The organism is Amphritea atlantica (genome assembly GCA_024397875.1).
In the GTDB taxonomy this organism is placed as follows: domain Bacteria; phylum Pseudomonadota; class Gammaproteobacteria; order Pseudomonadales; family Balneatricaceae; genus Amphritea; species Amphritea atlantica_B.
The window spans coordinates 1,642,151-1,661,558 of sequence record CP073344.1; the positions used below are offsets into that span (position 1 = coordinate 1,642,151).

A 19,408-nucleotide genomic window follows, 5' to 3' on the forward strand; every position below is an offset into this window, starting at 1 on the left:
CGTTATGGAATCAGAGCGTTGCGTTTAGCCTGTAGCAAAGGCGGCCTCGAGTAGCCGGCGGGTATAGCTGTGGGTCGGGTTGCTGAAAATGTCAGCGGCGGCTCCCTGCTCAACGACATCACCCTGCTGCATCACCAGCAGGTCATGGCTGAGGGCTTTGACGACGGCCAGATCGTGACTGATAAAGATATAACTGAGCTTGTATCGCTGTTGCAGTTCACGCAGCAGTTCGATTATCTGCGCCTGTACGGTGCGATCCAGTGCAGAGGTTGGTTCATCAAGGATAATCAGTTCCGGTTTAAGGATCACGGCCCGGGCGATTGCAATCCGCTGTCGCTGTCCGCCGGAAAACTCATGGGGGTAGCGGTGCCGGTCGTCAGGTTCCAGGCCGACCTCCCGCAGAGCATCAATAATCAGTTGCTCCCGTTCTGTCGGTAAACCAATGTTATGAATCTCCAGGCCTTCGCTGAGTGACTCTGATACCGACATGCGCGGGCTGAGGCTGCCGTAAGGGTCCTGAAACACGATCTGCATTTTGCGTCGAAGTGGTTTGATCTCGCTCTGGTTGAGCTGATCAATCGCGGTACCGTCGAACTGTATGCCGCCTTCTGAGTGGAGCAGTCGGAGTATTGCCAGTCCCAGCGTGGTTTTGCCTGAGCCGCTTTCACCAACCACGCCCAGAGTGCGGCCGGTATGCAGCTGGATGTTGCAGGGGTTAACCGCTTTGATATGGTCAACGGTGCGCTTTAGTATGCCCCGCTTAACCGGAAACCATACTTTAAGGTTATCTGTCTGCAGTATTGGCGTGCCGCTCTTCGCCACAGGCGGAGGCTGGCCGGTAGGCTCGGCATTGAGCAGTTTAAGGGTATAGGCGTGTTGAGGATCGGCAAACAGCTTAGTGGTGCTGTTCTTTTCAACAATTGAGCCCTGATACATAACGCAGACATCATCACTATAGCGGCGGACGATATTCAGATCATGAGTGATCAGCAGTACCGACATGCCCAACCTTTGCTGCAGCGATTGCAGCAGCTCGAGTATCTGTTCCTGGATGGTAACGTCCAGTGCGGTGGTGGGCTCATCTGCAATCAGTAGTTCGGGATCGTTGGCCAGTGCCATGGCGATCATGACCCGCTGACGCTGGCCTCCTGAAAGCTCGTGAGGGTAGCTGTTAAGACGTTTCTCCGGTTCTTTAATACCGACAAGGTTTAGCAGCTCAAGTGTTCTCTCGCGGGCCTGTAGGCCTGTCAGTCCCTTATGTAACAATAATGTCTCGCCAATCTGGCGGGCGATATTGTGCAGCGGATTGAGTGAGGTCATCGGTTCCTGAAAAATCACACTAATCCGGTCGCCGCGTAGCGCGCGCATCTCAGTCTCGCTGTTCTGTAACAGGTTTTTACCCCGGTATAAAATTTCCCCACCGGGATGGCTGGCTTTAGGGTAGGGCAGCAACTTGAGAATCGACATCGCGGTGACGGATTTGCCCGAGCCGGATTCGCCGACCAGCGCCATAATTTTACCCGCCTTAATGTCAAAGCTGACCTGTTTTACAGCATCAACCCGGTGGTTGTTCTGGCCAAAACGGACGGACAGGTTACGTACCGAAAGCAGGGTCTCAGTCATTCATCACCTTCCGGGGATCAAAAGCGTCGCGAACCGCCTCGCCGATAAATATCAGCAGCGTCAGCATCACTGACAGTGATATAAAGGCGGTTAGTCCGAGCCAGGGGGCATGCAGGTTGGCTTTTCCCTGTGCGACCAGCTCGCCCAGTGATGCCGAGCCTGGCGGCAAGCCAAAACCGAGAAAGTCGAGTGCGGTGAGGGTGACCAGCGAGCCATTGAAGATAAACGGCATAAAGGTCAGTGTTGCTACCATGGCGTTGGGTAGTATGTGACGGAACATAATCAGTCGGTTGCTCAGGCCCAGTGCTCTGGCTGCGCGGACATACTCGAGATTACGGCCGCGCAGAAATTCAGCGCGTACCACATCAACCAGTTGCATCCAGGAAAACAGCAGCATAATTCCCAGAAGCCACCAAAAGTTGGGCTGCACAATGCTGGCCAGAATGATCAGTAGGAAGAGCACCGGCATTCCCGACCAGATTTCGATAAAACGTTGAAAAAACAGGTCTGTCTTGCCTCCATAAAAGCCCTGAACGGCGCCGGCGGCAACCCCGATTACTGAGCTGATCAGGGTCAGGGTGATGGCGAATAGTACCGATACCCTGAAGCCATAGATCACTCGGGCAAGTACATCCCGCCCCTGATCATCGGTGCCCAGCAAATTGTCCATGCTGGGTGGTGATGGAGCGGGAACCGGCAGGTCGTGATTGATTGTCTGGTAGCTGAAGCGAACCGGAGGCCAGAGAATCCAGCCCCCCTTATCGGCGATCAGGTCCTGTATATAGGGGTCTTTGTAATCAGCGAAGCTGTCGAACTCTCCTCCGAAGGCGAGTTCTGAGTAATTTACCAGCACCGGATAATAGAAACTGTTATCTGCGCGGATCAGTAACGGCTTGTCGTTGGCGATCAGCTCGGCAAACAGGCTGAGCAGAAAGAGTGTGAGAAATATCCATAGCGCCCAGTAGCCGCGCCGGTTATTGCGGAAGTTTTGTAATCTGCGCTGGTTAACAGGGCTGATCTTTCTGGTTTTGAACCGCTTCAGCATACTGCTCAGTTCTCTCTGCTTTCAAAATCGATTCGGGGATCAACCGCAACATAGGTCAGATCGCTGACCAGTTTAAGCAACAAACCAATCAGTGTGAAGATGTACAGCGTGCCAAAGATAACCGGATAATCCCGCTTAATAACGGCTTCGTAACCCAGCAGACCGATGCCATCGAGGGAGAATATCACTTCGATCAGCATCGATCCGGTGAAAAAGATACCGATCAGTGCGGCTGGCATGCCGGCAATAATCAGGAGCATTGCGTTGCGGAATACATGGCCATACAGAACCTGGTTCTCTGTCAGCCCCTTTGCCCGTGCGGTGATAACATACTGCTTGTTAATCTCATCGAGAAAGGAGTTTTTGGTAAGCATCGAGAGGGTGGCAAAGCTGCCAATCACCGACACCAGTACCGGCAGGGTGATATGCCAGAAATAGTCTTTAACCTGTCCCCAGAGAGTGAGTTGGTCGAAATCCGGTGAAGTCAGCCCTCTGAGTGGGAACCAGCTGAAGTATGTACCTCCGGCGAATAATACGATCAGCAGGATAGCGAAGAGGAAATTTGGGATCGCGTAACCAACGATAATCATCGAACTGGTCCAGACATCGAACGGTGTGCCATCACGCACCGCTTTTTTAATCCCTAAAGGCACCGCAACCAGATAGGTTATAAGGGTTGTCCAGAGTCCGAGGGAGATAGAGACCGGTAACTTCTCAATAATCAGGTCGGTGACTTTCTTGCCACTGAACAGACTCTCTCCGAAATCGAACACCAGATAGTTTTTCAGCATCTGAAAGAAGCGCTCATGAGCCGGTTTATCGAAACCGAACTGGGCTTCAATCTGTTTGATCAGTTGCGGATCAAGCCCCCGGGCTCCCCGGTAGGTGCTGTTGTTATCCGATGAAGATGATGTGGTTGCGCTGCTCAGATCCGACTGTGACGATCCATCAAAGCGAGAGGTGGCGCTGGCATTCAGTCCCTGCAGGTTGGCAATGGTTTGCTCAACCGGGCCGCCCGGAGCGGCCTGGACGATCAGGAAGTTGATGGTCAGAATACCCAGCAGTGTAGGAATTATCAGCAGCAGACGCCGCAGGATATAAGCTGCCATTCAGATTACGGCTCCATTTTTTCCGGTTTAACCCACCAGGTATCAAACCCAAGAGAGTATTTGGGGCGGACGCTGGGAAAATCGAACTTATCCCAGTAAGCGACCCGGTAGCTGTTGATGTGGTACTGCGGAATGACATAGTGATTCCATTGAAGCACCCGGTCCAGCGCACGGGTGCGAAGTACCAGTTGCTCCCGGTCGGGTGCCTGGATTATCTGCTCTACCAGATAGTCGACTGCCGGGTTTTTAATGCCGATCAGGTTACGGCTGCCCTGCAGGTCCGCTGTTGAAGAGTGCCAGTACTCCCGTTGTTCGTTACCGGGGGAGGTCGACTGTCCGAAACCGCTGACAATAATATCAAAATCAAAACTGCGCACCCGGTTAATGTACTGCGAAGCATCAATGATACGGATTGTGGGCTTTATTCCCATGCGTTCCAGATTGCGGGCAAAGGGTGCTACCACGCGCTCAAAAGCCGGTTGAATCAGCAGAATTTCAAACGTCATCTGCTGTCCGTCCGGCCCCAGCAGGAGGCCATTTTTCAGTTCCCATCCGGCGCTTTTCAGCAACCGCAGAGCGGTACGAAGTTGTCGGCGAAAATTGCCTTCGCCGTTGGTTGAGGGCGCTTTGTAGACTGTTGTGAATACCTCTTCAGGCACCTTGTCACGGATTGGTTCAAAAATTTGTAGCTCTTTTTCCGTCGGTAGCTCAGTTGCCGCCATTTCCGAATTGGAGAAAAAGCTATGAGTGCGGGTATAGGCGTTATAGAAGATATTCTGGTTGGTCCATTCGAAATCAAAGGCGTATGCCAGTGCTTCTCTTACCCGGGCGTCTGAGAAGTAGGGCTTACGGGTATTGAGTATAAATGCCTGCATCCCGGTTGGATTTTCATGCACCAGATTGCGGGTGATAATCTTTCCTTCATCAAACACAGCACCGGTATAACCGGTAGCCCACTGCTTGGATGAGGTTTCCTGGCGGAATTCGTATTCACCAGCTTTGAATGCTTCGAGGGCTACGTTGCCGTCTTTGTAATAGTCATAGCGGATACTGGCGAAGTTAAACCGACCGCGGTTAACTGGCAGGTCTTTACCCCAGTAATCAGGGTTTCTGCGATAGGTGATGGTTCGTCCGGCATCGAAGCTGTCGATCAGATAGGGCCCGGAACCTACCGGGATATCCAGTCCTGGCTTGCTGAAATCACGCCCTTCCCAGTAGTGCTTGGGTAAGATGCTGACCTCGCCGACAATCATTGCCAGTTCACGGTTTTCGCTTACGCTGAAACTGAATTTAACCCGCTGTTCGGAAAGCGCCTCGATGTTGGATATGTCACGGTAGTAAGACTGATAAAAAGGTGCGCCCTGTTCCCGCAGCAGTTTAAACGTATATACCACGTCCTCAGCGGTAACTGGTTGACCATCGCTGAAGCGGGCTTTGGGGTTCAGATTGAAAATAATCCAGCTGCGATCATCTGCGACTTCCAGTGATTCAGCCAGCAGACCGTAGAGTGAAAAGGGCTCATCCTGAGCTTTGCTCAGCAGTGAATCATAGATCAGACCAATACCGTCGGCAGCCGCTCCTTTGATGATAAAGCCGTTAAAGCTGTCGAACGTGCCCAGGGCATTTTCAGAGACACTGCCGCCTTTGGGCGCATCGGGATTGACGTAATCAAAGTGCGCAAACCCGGGGGGGTACTTCAGGTCGCCATACATGGAGATACCATGTTGCGGTGTGGCCGCCTGTAGCGGAGTTGAGAGAGTGTAGATCAGAGATGCAGATAACAGGCAAAGCGTTGATATCTGCTTAGATAACTGTTTGAAATTCATCCGTAATTATCCAGCCAGATTGATAACCTGTTAATTTATAACAGGCGGAATTGGTTATAGCTAGTTATATGAGTACGGATCAGCTGTTTTGTTCAAATTCTGCGGCCAGTTCAGTCAGCAGCTGATGCTGTCGTTTGCGTTTTACTTTATTGTCTTTCATCTGCTTCAGTTGCCCGGTAAGAAAGCGATGCTTGTCACTGTTACCGGCCGCCAGGCCGGAGATCAGGTCCTTATCCATCCAGTTGCAGATCTTATGATAGAGAATAAATTTGAAAAGCAGTGCAGTCACCGTTGCGAAGATAATGATTCCGATACTGAGTGCATCCATGTCCTGCCTCCAGAGGTGCTGTATTAACGGGCCTTGGTGATATCAACATAGAGTGTCAGCCGCTGTCCTGGCTGTAGGTATTTGCTCTTTTCGAGCTTGTTCCAGCGCTTTATATCGTTGATGGACACCCGGAAGCGGTCGGCAATGGCAAACAGAGAGTCGCCGCTGCGAACCGAATAACCGATCCGGCGGATTAGCTGCTGATCGCTCCGACTGAGGCCCTGCTGAGTCTCAGCCTTCCAGATTGACAGGGTTTGTCCCGCCCGCAAGGGATCCCCCGGAGCCATCTGATTCCATGACGCGAGCTCACGCACACTGACGTTGTTATTCTTCGCGATCTTCCAGAAGCTATCGCCCTGTTTAACCTGATAGCTGACCTTATTGCGGTCACTCTGTGCCAGCTGATTTTGTTTGCGGTTGAAGCGTTGTGACTGGCTCAGAGAGTATTCGCTTGACTCATGCTTAGCGCTTGGAATCAGCAGATACTTGCCGGCACGAATATTATTGCCGCTGAGCTTGTTGGCTTCGCGAATGACGGAAGAGGTCGTTTTATAGTGCTGGGCGATGGTGCTGATGGTTTCGCCTTTGCTTATTTTGTGTCGCGTCCAGTTGACCCGCTGCTCCGCCGGGAGTGCTGCCAGCCGGTTGCGGAACTGCTCTGCCGTGTTGGCCGGAACAAGCAGAAGGTGTGGGCCATCTGGATCGGTTGCCCAGCGATTAAAGCCCGGGTTTAGCTGGTACAGCTCCTGAGTCGTGATGGCGCTGAGCTTAGCGGCCTGCGCCAGATCGATCTGGCTGTCCAGTTCAACCTGTTCAAAAACTGGTTTGTTGGCCAGAGGCTCAAGGACGAGATTGTGTTGCGCTGCATCCCGGATAAGTCGTGAAACAGCTAAAAGTTTGGGCACATATGCACTGGTTTCTTTTGGCAGGTTCAGTGACCAGAAATCAGTGGCAAGTCCCTTTTCTTTGTTGCGCCGTATCGCTTTTGAAACATTACCGCCGCCGCAGTTGTAGGCGGCCAGGGCCAGTTCCCAACTACCGAAGCGCTTGTGTAGCTGCTGAAGGTAGGTGAGGGCGGCATCGGTAGACGCGACAATGTCGCGACGCCCGTCATACCACCAACTGGTTTTCAGCCCGAAATGTTTAGCTGTGCCGGGGATAAACTGCCAGGGACCTGAGGCTCGTCCGTGGGAGTAGGCAAAAGGATCATATGCACTTTCAACGATGGGCAGCAGTGCAACCTCAGCGGGCATGTCACGCTTGAGAACCTCGCCGAGAATGTAGTAGTAATAGCGGCTCGCACGGCTGGCGACCCGTTGCATATATTCCGGATGTTTTTTATACCAGTTGAATTGTGCCTGCAACCGTGGTTCATCATAGTCCAGGTCGAGTTGCATATGTTGCCGTGTGAGTTGCCAGAGATCGGCTGTGTACGCCGCTTGTTCCTGCTGCGAAGTGCTTGGGGTAGAGGCCGCCGGTTTGAGTGCCTGGGTTTGTTGCAGTTGCTGAGCAGAAACGCTTTGCTCCGCCTGCTGGCTGATAAGCTGGTTTGTCTGACAGCCGGCTAGGATAAACCCGGCAGTGGTGAGTACAACAAATTTTCTGACCCGCTGCATTGCCTGTGGCACCCTGTAAAATATAAAAGGGTGCATTTTATGGGGCCAGTTGCAGAGGGTCAACAGTTATTGGGGGCTGGCTGCGGTAGATCAAGGCCTGGCCTCATTCAGGAGGCCGAGAGGGATCAGAATTGGTTTTTCCACTCCCGGATCATCGCGAAGATGGCGACTTCCGAGGTGAGCGGTTTACCGGCAAACTGCTCTGCTGACTGTCTGATGGGAGCTTCACTGTAGCGCAGAAAGGGGTTGATCTGCTTTTCTGTGGCGATGTCTGTCGGCAGCGTCGGTTGACCTGATTGGCGCAGTTGGGTGCAGTGCTGTATCGCTTCTTTAATGTGGTTGTTTGTGGGTTCAACCGCTGCCGCAAAGGCCAGATTGGCCAGCGAATACTCATGGGTACAGTAGACCTGAGTTGAATCGGGCAGATGTTTGAAATATTCCATTGCCCGGTGCATCTGTTCAGCACTGCCTTCAAATAGTCGGCCACAACCTGCCAGGAACAGCGTGTCGCCGCAGAATAGCTGTGGCTCATCGCCTGGAAGATAGTAGCTGATGTGGTCTAAGGTATGCCCCGGCACTTCACGGATATTCAGGGTCAGGCCCATCAGGTTGATCTGCTCACCATCGCGCAGTTTGTGTGTGATACCCTCAAAGGGCGAATTAGCAGGGCCGTAGACAGTAACTGAGTGCTCAGCGCAAAGCTGGGCAACTCCGCCGGTGTGATCGTGATGGTGATGAGTAATAAGGATGGTAGTTAACTGCAGGTTATTTTCGTTCAGAAAACGACTGACGGCTTCAGCATCGCCGGGGTCTACTACGGCGACTTTGTCGCTACCGGGTACAGTCAGAGCCCAAATATAGTTATCATTAAAAGCTGGAATCGGCATGACATTAAACATTTTAGGCCTCGGCTGTATCGGTTTTGTCAGATATAGTAGTGCATATTGAGCAGAGTAAGGGGCTAGTGTGCATCCCGTTGACTATAAGATTAACCTATTCAAACCGGAGCGTTAAGGGTCAATGATGTATGGGTTTTAAACAACAGCCGCCGCTCGGAGAGTGGTTGCCGGCATTACGCAGCTGGTTTGATACAGAACTGGGCCAGCAGTTGCTGGCATCTGAGCGGGAGTTGCTTGATCGTCTGCTCCCCACCATGTTTGGTTATCATTTGCTGCAAATAAGTTTTGATAACCGGCTCGATCTCGCCCGGGAAAGCCCGGTGCGTCACCAGATCCCTGTTAATCCGGTCACTGAGCTGGGGTTATCGGACAGTGCTGTGATCGCCCGGAACGAAGAGCTGCCATTCGAACATAACAGTATCGACGTGGTGCTGCTGCACCACGGACTCGATTTTGCGCAGAGTCCGCATCAGGTGCTGCGTGAATCTGCCCGGGTTTTGCGCCCCGGGGGGTATCTGTTGAACATTGGTTTTAATCCGATCAGTTGGTGGGGAGTCTATCGCGCTCTCAAACTGAATAAGGAAACGGTGCCCTGGCAGGGGCATTTTATCGGTTCGCAGCGCATGCATGACTGGCTGGCGCTACTCGAATTAACGGTGGTCAAGGAGCTGTCTGATTACTATCGGCTGCCATTTGAGAAAGAGTCCTGGCGTCAGCGGAGCCGGTTGATTGATGCGATCACCCGACGTTGTTCATCACATTGCGGTGCCTTTATGTTGCAGGTTGCCCGCAAGGATGTCGGTGGGATGACGCCGATTGAGCCTGTATGGAAGAAGCGAAAGCTGATTAATTTGCCGCTGGTTGAGCCAACAACCCGCGGTGCCCGAGGAAGAATGAGTGAAGAAAAAAATTAATATTTATACCGATGGTGCCTGTAAGGGAAACCCTGGCCCGGGTGGGTGGGGCGCCGTGCTGCAATATGGTGATCATTCCAAAGAACTGTTTGGCGGAGCGTTAGACACCACCAATAACAGAATGGAGCTTATGGCTGCCATCGAAGCGCTCGCTGCGCTGAAAGAGTCCTGTGAGATTGTTCTGACGACTGACTCACAGTATGTCCGTAAAGGGATTACTGAGTGGCTGGCAGGGTGGAAACGTAATGGCTGGAAAACTTCGGCTAAGAAACCGGTTAAAAATGATGATCTGTGGAAGCGTCTTGATGAACAGACTGCGCGTCACCAGATTCAGTGGAAATGGGTTAAGGGTCATAGTGGTCATCCGGGTAATGAACTGGCTGATGAGTTGGCGAACCGAGGGGTCGAACAGGCCCTGCAACAGGCGTAAGTGAACAGATAAGTTATGAGACAAATTGTACTGGATACGGAAACCACCGGCATAGACCCGAAAGAGGGGCACCGGATTATTGAGATCGGTTGTGTCGAGATGGTAGGCCGCCGACTGACAGGGCGTACCTATCACCGCTACCTGAAGCCTGATCGTTTGATTGATGAAGAAGCGATTCAGGTGCACGGTATCACCAATGAGTTTCTGGATGATAAACCGCGCTTTGAAGAGATTCAGGATGAGTTTCTGCATTTTATTCGCGGAGCCGATCTGGTTATTCATAATGCAGCGTTCGATGTTGGCTTTATCGATAACGAACTGAGGTTGAATAATCACCAGGAGCGTGTCCACGATTTTTGCCAGGTGACCGATACTCTGGCTATTGCCCGTAAGAAGCATCCCGGCCAGAAAAACAATCTTGATGCCCTGTGTCGTCGCTACGGTATCGATAACAGTCATCGGGAGCTGCACGGAGCCTTGCTTGACTCGGAGATTCTTGCCGATGTTTATCTGATGCTCACCGGTGGTCAGAAAAATCTAATGCTGGCTGGTGAGGAAGATGGTGATGACGGTGTTGATCAGATACGGCGTCTTGATACCTCAGCTATGAATTTGAGCGTTATACGGGCTGATAACCAGGAGCTGGAGGCTCACAGTGGTTATATCGGGCGCCTCGATAGCAAGGGCGGCAGTATCTGGAGTCAGATAGGGGAGCAGCCCCCTGAGGCCGGTTAGGGGTCTGTGTTGGACACTAAAAAGCAGGCTTTAAGCCTGCTTTTTTTGTATCAGTATGTCCTGATGCTTACTGGCTTGTTTACAGGAAGTGTGTCACTGCAAGATAGCCGGTAACGCTCATGACCACCGTATAGGGCAACGCCATCCATACCATGGTGCCGTAAGAGAGCCGAATCAGCGGTGCCAGCGCCGAGGTTAGCAGGAACAGGAATGCGGCTTGTCCGTTAGGGGTCGCTACGCTCGGGATATTGGTACCGGTATTGATTGCGATCGCCAGCAGGTCAAAATGCTCACGACTGATCGAGCCCTCATTCAGAGCCGCCATCACTTCATTGATATACACCGTTGCGACAAAGACATTATCTGAGATCGCTGACAGCACGCCATTGGCAATAAAGAAGATGCCCGGTTGAACCTGAGTATCCATTGCCAGTACAGAGGCGATAATAGGCTGAAACAGGTGTTGCTCGTGGATCACCGAAACAATTGAGAAGAAAACCACCAGCAGAGCGGTAAATGGCAGCGCTTCTTCAAAGGCTTTACCAATCTGATGCTCCTCTACAATGCCGTTAAATGCAGTCAGTAGAATGATCACCGTCAGTCCGATCAGGCCAACGGCAGCAAGATGGAAAGCCAGGGCCAGTACCAGGAATATAGCTACCAGAATCTGAACAAACAGCGCCAGTTTGTCAGACTTGGTTAATTTCTTGTCCTGCTCCGCCGCAAAGTCTTCGAGGATTGTTCGTACAGAGAGAGGGATATCGGCGCCGTAACCAAACCATTTCACTTTTTCCAGTAGCATGCAGGTTATCAGGCCGGCAGCAAGAACGGGCATCGTTACCGGAGCCATCAGTACAAAAAACTCGACAAAATCCCAGCCCGCCTTTTGTGCGATTAGCAGGTTCTGTGGCTCTCCGACCAGTGTGCAGACGCCACCCAGCGCTGTGCCCACTGCACCGTGCATCAGCAGGCTGCGCAGAAATGCCCGGAACTGTGCCAGTGCTTCATGATGATCCATATGTACGGTTTCATCATCGCCATGATCGTGCGCTTCATGGTGGAACTGCTTGCCTGATGCGACTTTGTGATACACCGCATAGAAACCAACACCAACACTGATCAGCACAGCTGTAACGGTCAGAGCATCAAGAAAGGCTGACAAAACCGCAGCAAACAGCGAAAACATCAGTGACAGCAGCATTTTGGATTGGATTTTCAGCAGGAGTTTGGTAAATACCCAGAGGAGCATATTCTTCATAAAGTAGATGCCCGCTACCATGAACATCAGCAGCAGGATTACTTCAAGGTTTGCTTCAACTTCATGGTATACCGTCTCTGTGCTTGCCAGTCCGATAATAATCGCTTCAAGGGCGAGTAAGCCGCCGGGCTGAAGCGGGTAACACTTCAGCGCCAGCGCCAGAGTGAAGATAAATTCGAATATCAGCATCCAGCCTGTGATCACAGGCCCGACGGTATAGAGTAGAATCGGGTTTAGAATAAGAAAAAGTACAATGGCCTGTTTGTACCAGATAGGTGAGTTGCCAAGGAAGTTCTTTATAAGAGCCTGGGTTGTGGTCATCGATACGGGGTCCTGTGCCAATTCGGGCCTATGGAAAGTTTCTGTACATCATGTTATTTCTAGTGATTACAGTCTTTCCAATGCAAGTAAAGTAGTGATAGTTATTATGATTTTGACGTAGGTTAGCAGGAGTTGTGTTAAATCAAAAGTCTGCTTAACCTGTTAAGAATACCTTAGTTTTCAGGTGGCTTATATGCCTGAAATCACTGTTTATTGGTTTGTTTTTGTTTAGGTTCTGCAAAATGTTATGAAAATTGAATATATATATTCAGCAGGGGGACAGATTTGGTCTGACCTGCAAGGGTGCTGGTTATTTGCTCAACCCTGCTGGGATCATCGGCTCGCGCTGGAAGAGTATGATCTGACTTTGTTGCCGGAACGTCAGGTAAGGCTGGTTGTTATGCCGGATGACCAATTGCGACATGAGACCTCGGGTTTGAACCTGCGGCAGCTGTTATCGCGCTGCGGCGAATCGATGTTTCCATTGCTTTCTAGGGCTGTCCAGGTAGTGACCTGGAGCCGGGACCACAGCTTCTGCCCCCGCTGTGGAGGGGCTTTATCCCACCACCTTCAGGATCTGGCTAAGCAGTGTAATGGTTGCGGTCTGATTCAGTACCCAAGGTTATCTCCCTGTATTATTACGCTGGTGATTCGTGGCGAGTATTGCATTCTGGCTCAGGGTATACGCTTTACAGAGCCCCGGTACAGCACGCTTGCGGGGTTCATTGAGGCGGGTGAAAGTGCGGAAGATGCGCTGGCGCGAGAGGTTAGGGAGGAGGTCGGTGTCGAAGTAACCAATATCCGCTATCAGTGCAGTCAGTCCTGGCCTTTTCCCCATTCGCTGATGCTGGGGTTCTTTGCAGAGTATGTGTCCGGGGATATCGTGCCGGAGCCCGGTGAAATTGTTGATGCGCGCTGGTTTCATTACAGTGAGCTTGATGAGACGCCGATTCCGCCGCCCTTTACTATCTCCCGTCATCTGATTGATGAGTTCAGGAGTCGCTGGGAAGTGGAGGGTTAGCTCCGCTTCTCTTTGCTGAAATACTTGCCCAGTTGTGTTGCCAGCATCACATTGCCTTCGGCCCTGAGTTTGCCTGTCAGGTAGGCGCTCATGCCATCTTTTTCACCGGTTACCACGCGAATAAAGGTATCGCTATTGGTAATCAGCGTAATATCAGGGTCCTGATGCTCTCCATGGGCGACAGTGAGTTGCTGGTCGGCGATGGTGAAATAGAAATCATCGGCATCGCTGAGTAAGAACTGAAAGGTGGCCACTACTGCGACGGTGTTTTCCGGAATAAAACGACTGGAAAGCTTCTCGATAACCCGGGTGACAGTGATTACATCAGACATGTTTGATTCAGCTCTCCAATTTTACATTCAGTGATATTGCCTCAGTGGGTTGTATGGTACATTACCCGACCATAAATCAATATATTGAATTGCCCAAAAAGGGCTTAAACATCTGGAGTGTTAGGTGGTCGATTTTCTGGCAAGTTACGGATTGTTTCTGGCGAAAGCGCTGACGGTGGTTGGTGCGTTTATCCTCGTTATTGTTGCAGTAGGGGCGGTAGCATCGCGGAATAAAAAAGACAGTAAAGAAGGGTATCTCAGTATCCATAGTATGAATGAAACGCTGGAGGATATGGAGCACGCACTGAAAGAGGTAGTGCTGGACAGCGAGGTCTATAAACAGCAGCTGAAGGCTGAAGAGAAGCAGGAAAAGCAGGCTGCTAAAGCGCGCAAGAAAGCCCTGAAAAAAGGTCAGGTGCAGCCGGAATCTGAGCCGGAGCGGAAACGGGTGTTTGTGCTGGATTTTGATGGAGACATTAAAGCTTCGGAACTTGAGCCGCTGCGAGAGGAGATTAGCGCAGTGCTGACAATGGCGACTGAGAAGGATGAAGTGGTTATTCGTCTGGAAAGCCCTGGCGGAATGGTTCACAGCTATGGTCTTGCTTCGTCTCAGCTTGAGCGTATCAGGCGTCAGGGTGTGCCACTGACTGTCTGTGTCGATAGGGTGGCAGCCAGTGGTGGCTACATGATGGCCTGTCTGGCTGATAAGATTGTTGCGGCACCATTCTCTATTCTTGGATCGATCGGTGTTGTGGCGCAGCTGCCTAACTTTCACCGGTTGCTGAAAAAACATGATATCGACTATGAAGTGCTTACCGCGGGTGAGTATAAGCGCACCCTGACGGTGATGGGCGAAAATACCGAAAAGGGACGGCAGAAGTTTATTGAAGATCTGGAAGATACACACAGCCTGTTTAAAGAGTTTGTTGGCGAGTTTCGGCCGCAGGTTGATCTGGAAAAAGTTGCTACTGGCGAGGTTTGGTTTGGTCGCCGGGCTCTGGATGTGAATCTGATTGATGAAATCTCTACCAGCGATGAATACCTGACCCAGGCATGTGAGGACGCTGATGTCTATACGGTTCGGTATGAGTATAAGAAAACGCTGCAAGATCGTATTTCAGATCTGTCGATTAAAACAACTGACACTCTTTTTACGAAGTGGGCAGGGCGTATTTTAAATTCCCATTTATTGGCTAAGTAACCAAATTGGTAGGGGAAAATCCAGTATTTCCCTGATTGTTACCTATAATGTGATTGTAAAAGTTTCAAACATATGAAGCTGTTTTTATTTGAGTGATTCTGCTGAGATTCACAACCCGGATATGGGAGCATCAATGCGACAGTCAGTGACCGCAAAAAAGATATTGTTGTCTGCAGAAGTTCTGTTTGCCGAGCAGGGCTTTGCTGAGACAACGATGCGGGAAATTACAAGCGCTGCAAACGTTAACCTGGCGGCGGTAAATTATCACTTCGGTTCTAAGAAGGGTCTGATTGCCGTGGTCGCCGAAAAGTATATCGCGCCATTGATGGCTGATTTGCAGCGCTTGTTGAGTGAGCGTCAGGCGGATGAGAAGGGCGGTACTATAACCTCGGAAGAGCTGTTAGAAATGCTGATGCGCACGTTGCTTCAGTTAGGTAAGGCCAGACAGTATGCGCTACCTGTATTTATGCGGTTACTGGAGCTCATCTATATGAAGAATCAGGAGGAGTTGCGTGATGCGATGGTCACCCGTTACCGCGGTTCTTTTGCAGAGTTTATTGAGCTGTTGCGAAAAGACAGCGCAGTGATGGGCGATGATGAGTTCTTCTGGAGGTTGCATTTTCTGATGGGGTCAGTCATTTTTACCCTGTCTAATTTCCAGACGCTGGTCGCAATTGAAATGCGTGAATTTGAGCGGTCGGCTGAGATTGAACTCACGCTGCATCGCATGATTCCAGTGCTGGTGGCAGGCCTGCAAGCGCGTGCAGAACATACTCCATTCAGCCGTCTTTGACGGATACTGAAAGCCGGTTTATGTGTTATATCCGGATATCAATAAACCGTCAGAGCCTGGAGCTGTGGCGGGACTCTGTATGTCTTCTTCGCTACCCTGTTTCAACTGCTTTGAATGGGGCAGGCGAGCAAAAAAACAGCGGCTGCACCCCCCGGGGTAAGCATCTGATTCGTGCAAAGATAGGTGCGAATAAGCCTCTGAATACCGTCTTTGTGGCTCGTCGTGATACGGGTGAGATCTATTCTGAGAAGTTATCCCTGCGTTATCCTCAGCGTGACTGGATATTAACCCGCATTCTCTGGTTGTCTGGCTGTGAAATAGGTCGCAATCGGTTGTCCAGCGTTGATACAATGCAACGCTATATATACATTCACGGTACGCCGGACAGTGAGCCGATGGGGCAGCCGTTGTCCCATGGTTGTATCCGTATGCGCAATAGCGATATTGCCGATCTGTTCGAGCGCGTGAGCGTTGGTACCTGTGTCGTAATCGAATAGTTTTAACAGAAGAGTAAAATACCAATGTCTGGAGCATTGATGCTGGACATCGCCGGTCTGAGTCTGACGGAGGAGGATAAACACCTTCTGCAGAACCCTCAGGTGGGTGGTCTTATCCTGTTTAGCCGAAATTATCAGTCCCCTCAGCAGTTATCCGACTTGGTGCATGAGATTCGTCTCTGTGCTCCGCAGATACTGATCGCCGTTGATCAGGAAGGAGGGCGGGTGCAGCGGTTTCGTGAGGGGTTTGTGCGTTTGCCGCCGATGGCTGTTTTGGGGGGGCTGTACAGTGAAAACAGGGATCATGCGCTGGAGGTAGCGACTGAGCTGGGCTGGTTGATGGCTGCTGAGCTGGTTGCTTATGGTATTGATATTAGTTTTGCTCCGGTGCTTGATCTTGATTTTGGTGTTAGTCAGGTGATTGGTGATCGGGCGTTTTCTGCCAGGCCTGAAGAGGTGGTGGCGTTAGCCGGCGCATTTATTAAAGGGATGCGGCAGGCGGGAATGGCCTCAACCGGCAAACATTTTCCGGGGCATGGCTGGGTAGCGGCGGATTCACATCTGGATATTCCGGTTGATGAGCGCAGTCTGGCTGACATTGAGGCTCAGGATCTGGTTCCATTTGCCAGCCTGATGCAGCAGGGGCTGGATGCGCTGATGCCTGCTCATGTGATCTATCGGCAAGTTGATGATCGGCCAGCAGGCTTTTCGCCTTACTGGATTGGTCAGCGGTTGCGTCGGGAAATGGGCTTTGATGGTGTTGTTTTCAGTGATGACCTGACCATGGAGGGGGCCAGCGTAGCGGGCGGCTATGAGGCACGTGCAGCACAGGCACTGGAGGCTGGTTGCGACATGTTGCTGGTGTGCAATAATCGCTCCGCAGCCCTTCAGGTGTTGAGGTGTCTGGAAGAGGCCGGTCATCCGGGATCGAATCGAATTCAGCGGATGCGTGCAACAGACCATTATACTATTGATGAGATTCGCGGCACTGAGCGCTGGCAGCGTGCATCAGGTTTGGCTCATCAGTTAACAAATATTTAATAGACGTTTCGGAGCGATATAATGCAGGAGCAGCTTTCGCAGATTTTCACACAACTGGGTTTGTCCGGTTATGCTGATGCCTGGGTTTTACAGGTGTTTGTTGTCGTTTTTCTCACTATGCTGGCAAATTTTATCTCTAACCGGGTGTTTCGCCGTCTAGAAGCGCAGCTTGTAAAGACCAGCAATGTCTGGGATGACATTTTACTTCATGCTGCGCGTCGCCCAATCGCCCTGCTTATCTGGGTGTTGGGTCTTAGTCTGGCATTCGAGCTGACGGATCCGGGTGCAGACACCATTGTGGTGAGTGTGGTCGAACCGCTACGCAGGGGGTTGGTGATTGTGATGATCGCCTGGTTCCTGATCCGCTTTATCCGTCAGGCTGAAGGGGCCTTGGTGAGTGAAGAAAAAGTCAAGAACCCGATGGACGAAACGACCGTTGGTGCGTTGGGTAAATTGCTGCGGCTTTCCATCATCATTACGTCTGTTTTAGTCGTGCTGCAGACGTTTGGTTACAGTATTTCCGGTGTACTTGCCTTTGGCGGAATCGGCGGCATAGCAGTGGGCTTTGCCGCCAAAGATCTGCTGGCCAATTTCTTTGGTGGCCTGATGATCTACCTCGATCGGCCGTTTAAAGTCGGTGACTGGGTGCGTTCACCCGACAAAGAGATTGAAGGTACGGTAGAAAGTATTGGCTGGCGACTGACCTGTATCCGGACATTTGATAAGCGTCCCCTCTATGTGCCTAATGGCACGTTCGCGAGTATATCGCTGGAAAACCCCTCACGGATGACCAATCGCCGGATCTATGAAAAGATCGGTCTGCGTTATGAGGACTCCGCGTTGATCGAAGCGGTTATTAATGATGTCAGGGATATGCTGATTAATCACCCTGAGATTGATGAGCGTCAGACGCTGATTGTAAACCTCAACAGCTTTGCCGCCTATTCGCTGGAGTTCTTCGTCTATACCTTTACCAAAACCACAAACTGGGTGCACTTTCACGAAGTGAAACAGGATGTGATGGGTCAGATAATCAGGATTGTTCATGAGCACGGGGCTGATTTTGCCTTTCCTACTCAGACGATTCATCTCGAAAGTGCTGAGCCTCAGACTGAGCCGGCGCAATAATATTTACAGTAGCACCCCAGTCAGGTGCTTCTTTGTTTGCCCGACAGGGCGTTGGAGGTTGTGTGGCTGTTGAGCAGAATGAGCTGGACCGGATTGCCGGACTGGATGCGGAGCAGCGCTTCGATTATTTGATTGGTCGGGTGGTTGAAACCGGAGAGCTGTGGATCCTGACGGATGAGCATGGCAGTGTAATGCTGAATACCGATGATGAGGATTGTGTGCCGGTGTGGCCTGATTTGGCGTTTGCAGAGCAGTGGGCAACCGGCGAGTGGTCTGAGTGTGAGGCGATGTCAATCACGCTTAAACAGTGGAATCACCGCTGGACTCCGGGTCTGGAAGATGATGGCTTTGCAGTCGTCGTTTTCCCGCTGCCGGATGGCGGAGAGGATGAAGATGGCTTGGTGGTCTGGCCGGAGGAGCTTGATATGATGCTCACCCGGGAGGTAAAACGCTCGCGGAAAAAATAATCTGGACTGTCGGTTGGTGTGCTGAATAATTGAAATTACTCAGGCAATAAAAAACGGAGCATCTTAATGCTCCGTTTTTGTTATTCAGCTGGCGATATCATTACCAGCATGCCAAATAGCGGGTGATCAAGGTAGTGTAACTCGTTTCTGCGCATCCGCCGGGCGCTTTCCATCTCTACGGTGATAAAATCCGGTATGCGGGTCTGAGTCAGGTAGCGGTTGCCATTGGTGCTGCTGTCTTGTAGTTGCGTGACTGGCATTCCGGTGATGGTCTCAGGGCTTGTTTCAGTATTGGTTGTAAGAGTCGGGCCGGGTGAGGGCTTTAGCAGCATCAGGCTTTCTTCTGGACTGAGTCGGCGGCTGTGGAACAGATCGCTGCGAAAATGCAGGTAGCGGGCTTTATCAATGGAGATGTAGCCATCCAGTTCATATAGTCCATTGTCGAGAATCTCGCCGCCATTGAGTCTGACCACGTGCTCTCCCTTTGTCTCGCCGATGGGCTGGATCCAGGCTTCATGAAAAAGTACCCGGTACAGTGAGCTACGTCTGAGGCTGGCCTGTTTGTTGCTCAGCGACAGTGCTGATTTTGGCAGGCGAGTGAAATACGCGCTGTTCTGGCCCTGCTGATTGTACTTCAGAGAGCGGCTACGGCGTTGTGGGATTGAATCGATGTCCGGCCAGATCTCATCACTCAATGCATCTGAAGATTTATGGCTGAAAATCAGCAGTTCGACCTTATAGTCTGAGGTATCGGCCTGAACAGTGCTGCTGTTGAGCAGAATCAGGGTCAGAGCCAGTACAATCCCTGAAGTGAGCTTGGTCAT

Annotated in this window: 20 protein-coding genes; 10 read left to right on the top strand and 10 right to left on the bottom strand. The window is 51.3% G+C overall.

Annotated features, from left to right (window positions below; all coding sequences use genetic code 11):
* Window positions 1-24 precede the first annotated feature (24 nt).
* The 7 genes from KDX31_07465 to gloB form a co-directional block, all read right to left on the bottom strand.
* Entirely contained in the window at window positions 25-1,623 is a 1,599-nt protein-coding gene (locus KDX31_07465) for an ABC transporter ATP-binding protein (GenBank protein UTW04828.1), read from the bottom strand.
* On the bottom strand, window positions 1,616-2,668 hold the full coding sequence (locus KDX31_07470; protein ID UTW04829.1) for an ABC transporter permease: 1,053 nt from the start codon (window positions 2,666-2,668) through the stop codon (window positions 1,616-1,618). Before KDX31_07470 ends, KDX31_07465 begins: the two co-directional genes overlap by 8 nt.
* Before the next feature lie 5 nt (window positions 2,669-2,673).
* Window positions 2,674-3,777 carry a microcin C ABC transporter permease YejB gene (locus KDX31_07475; GenBank protein UTW04830.1) on the bottom strand — a complete coding sequence of 368 codons (1,104 nt, stop codon included), beginning with the start codon at window positions 3,775-3,777 and terminating at the stop codon, window positions 2,674-2,676.
* Window positions 3,778-3,782: 5 nt separating this feature from the next.
* Window positions 3,783-5,603, bottom strand: a complete 1,821-nt coding sequence (locus KDX31_07480) for an ABC transporter substrate-binding protein (GenBank protein UTW04831.1) — start codon at window positions 5,601-5,603, stop codon at window positions 3,783-3,785.
* Window positions 5,604-5,682: 79 nt separating this feature from the next.
* Window positions 5,683-5,931, bottom strand: coding sequence for a hypothetical protein (locus KDX31_07485; protein UTW04832.1), 249 nt, complete (start codon window positions 5,929-5,931; stop codon window positions 5,683-5,685).
* Window positions 5,932-5,954: 23 nt separating this feature from the next.
* Entirely contained in the window at window positions 5,955-7,547 is a 1,593-nt protein-coding gene (locus tag KDX31_07490; GenBank protein ID UTW04833.1) for a LysM peptidoglycan-binding domain-containing protein, read from the bottom strand.
* A 125-nt stretch (window positions 7,548-7,672) separates the two neighbouring features.
* Window positions 7,673-8,446, bottom strand: a complete 774-nt coding sequence (gene gloB / locus KDX31_07495) for a hydroxyacylglutathione hydrolase (protein ID UTW04834.1) — start codon at window positions 8,444-8,446, stop codon at window positions 7,673-7,675.
* Window positions 8,447-8,574: 128 nt separating this feature from the next.
* On the opposite strand from gloB, the gene KDX31_07500 reads away from it, so the two are divergent.
* The 3 genes from KDX31_07500 to dnaQ are packed head-to-tail and all read left to right on the top strand — an operon-like array spanning window position 8,575 to window position 10,525.
* The gene (locus KDX31_07500) at window positions 8,575-9,360 is read left to right on the top strand and encodes a class I SAM-dependent methyltransferase (protein UTW04835.1); all 786 of its coding nucleotides are present in this window, start codon (window positions 8,575-8,577) and stop codon (window positions 9,358-9,360) included.
* Window positions 9,344-9,790: a ribonuclease HI gene (gene rnhA, locus KDX31_07505; GenBank protein ID UTW04836.1), complete on the top strand. Its 447-nt coding sequence runs from the start codon at window positions 9,344-9,346 to the stop codon at window positions 9,788-9,790. Before KDX31_07500 ends, rnhA begins: the two co-directional genes overlap by 17 nt.
* Window positions 9,791-9,805: 15 nt before the next feature.
* The gene (dnaQ, locus tag KDX31_07510; protein ID UTW04837.1) at window positions 9,806-10,525 is read left to right on the top strand and encodes a DNA polymerase III subunit epsilon; all 720 of its coding nucleotides are present in this window, start codon (window positions 9,806-9,808) and stop codon (window positions 10,523-10,525) included.
* A gap of 79 nt (window positions 10,526-10,604) precedes the next feature.
* Here dnaQ and nhaB read toward each other — a convergent pair whose 3' ends face one another.
* Window positions 10,605-12,104 (bottom strand): sodium/proton antiporter NhaB, encoded by a 1,500-nt coding sequence (nhaB, locus tag KDX31_07515; GenBank protein UTW04838.1) that lies wholly within the window; start codon window positions 12,102-12,104, stop codon window positions 10,605-10,607.
* A gap of 247 nt (window positions 12,105-12,351) precedes the next feature.
* Between nhaB and nudC the strand changes: the two genes are divergently transcribed.
* On the top strand, window positions 12,352-13,125 hold the full coding sequence (nudC, locus tag KDX31_07520; GenBank protein UTW04839.1) for an NAD(+) diphosphatase: 774 nt from the start codon (window positions 12,352-12,354) through the stop codon (window positions 13,123-13,125).
* Here the strand turns inward: nudC and KDX31_07525 are convergent.
* Window positions 13,122-13,457 (bottom strand): SCP2 sterol-binding domain-containing protein, encoded by a 336-nt coding sequence (locus KDX31_07525; protein ID UTW04840.1) that lies wholly within the window; start codon window positions 13,455-13,457, stop codon window positions 13,122-13,124. The two genes, nudC and KDX31_07525, sit on opposite strands and share 4 nt — an antisense overlap.
* Window positions 13,458-13,581: 124 nt before the next feature.
* Here KDX31_07525 and sohB point away from each other — a divergent pair, with 124 nt between their 5' ends.
* From sohB to KDX31_07555, 6 genes are all read left to right on the top strand, one after another.
* On the top strand, window positions 13,582-14,658 hold the full coding sequence (gene sohB / locus KDX31_07530; GenBank protein UTW04841.1) for a protease SohB: 1,077 nt from the start codon (window positions 13,582-13,584) through the stop codon (window positions 14,656-14,658).
* Between the two features lie 133 nt (window positions 14,659-14,791).
* Complete coding sequence (locus tag KDX31_07535) at window positions 14,792-15,451, top strand: TetR family transcriptional regulator (protein ID UTW05326.1); 660 nt, start codon at window positions 14,792-14,794, stop codon at window positions 15,449-15,451.
* A 20-nt stretch (window positions 15,452-15,471) separates the two neighbouring features.
* Window positions 15,472-15,948 carry a L,D-transpeptidase gene (locus tag KDX31_07540; GenBank protein ID UTW04842.1) on the top strand — a complete coding sequence of 159 codons (477 nt, stop codon included), beginning with the start codon at window positions 15,472-15,474 and terminating at the stop codon, window positions 15,946-15,948.
* A gap of 24 nt (window positions 15,949-15,972) precedes the next feature.
* Window positions 15,973-16,989, top strand: coding sequence for a beta-N-acetylhexosaminidase (nagZ, locus tag KDX31_07545; GenBank protein UTW04843.1), 1,017 nt, complete (start codon window positions 15,973-15,975; stop codon window positions 16,987-16,989).
* 21 nt (window positions 16,990-17,010) lie between these two features.
* On the top strand, window positions 17,011-18,117 hold the full coding sequence (locus tag KDX31_07550) for a mechanosensitive ion channel family protein (GenBank protein ID UTW04844.1): 1,107 nt from the start codon (window positions 17,011-17,013) through the stop codon (window positions 18,115-18,117).
* 62 nt (window positions 18,118-18,179) lie between these two features.
* Window positions 18,180-18,584 carry a DUF2750 domain-containing protein gene (locus KDX31_07555; GenBank protein ID UTW05327.1) on the top strand — a complete coding sequence of 135 codons (405 nt, stop codon included), beginning with the start codon at window positions 18,180-18,182 and terminating at the stop codon, window positions 18,582-18,584.
* Between the two features lie 80 nt (window positions 18,585-18,664).
* Here the strand turns inward: KDX31_07555 and KDX31_07560 are convergent, their stop codons facing one another.
* Window positions 18,665-19,408: a hypothetical protein gene (locus tag KDX31_07560; protein ID UTW04845.1), complete on the bottom strand. Its 744-nt coding sequence runs from the start codon at window positions 19,406-19,408 to the stop codon at window positions 18,665-18,667.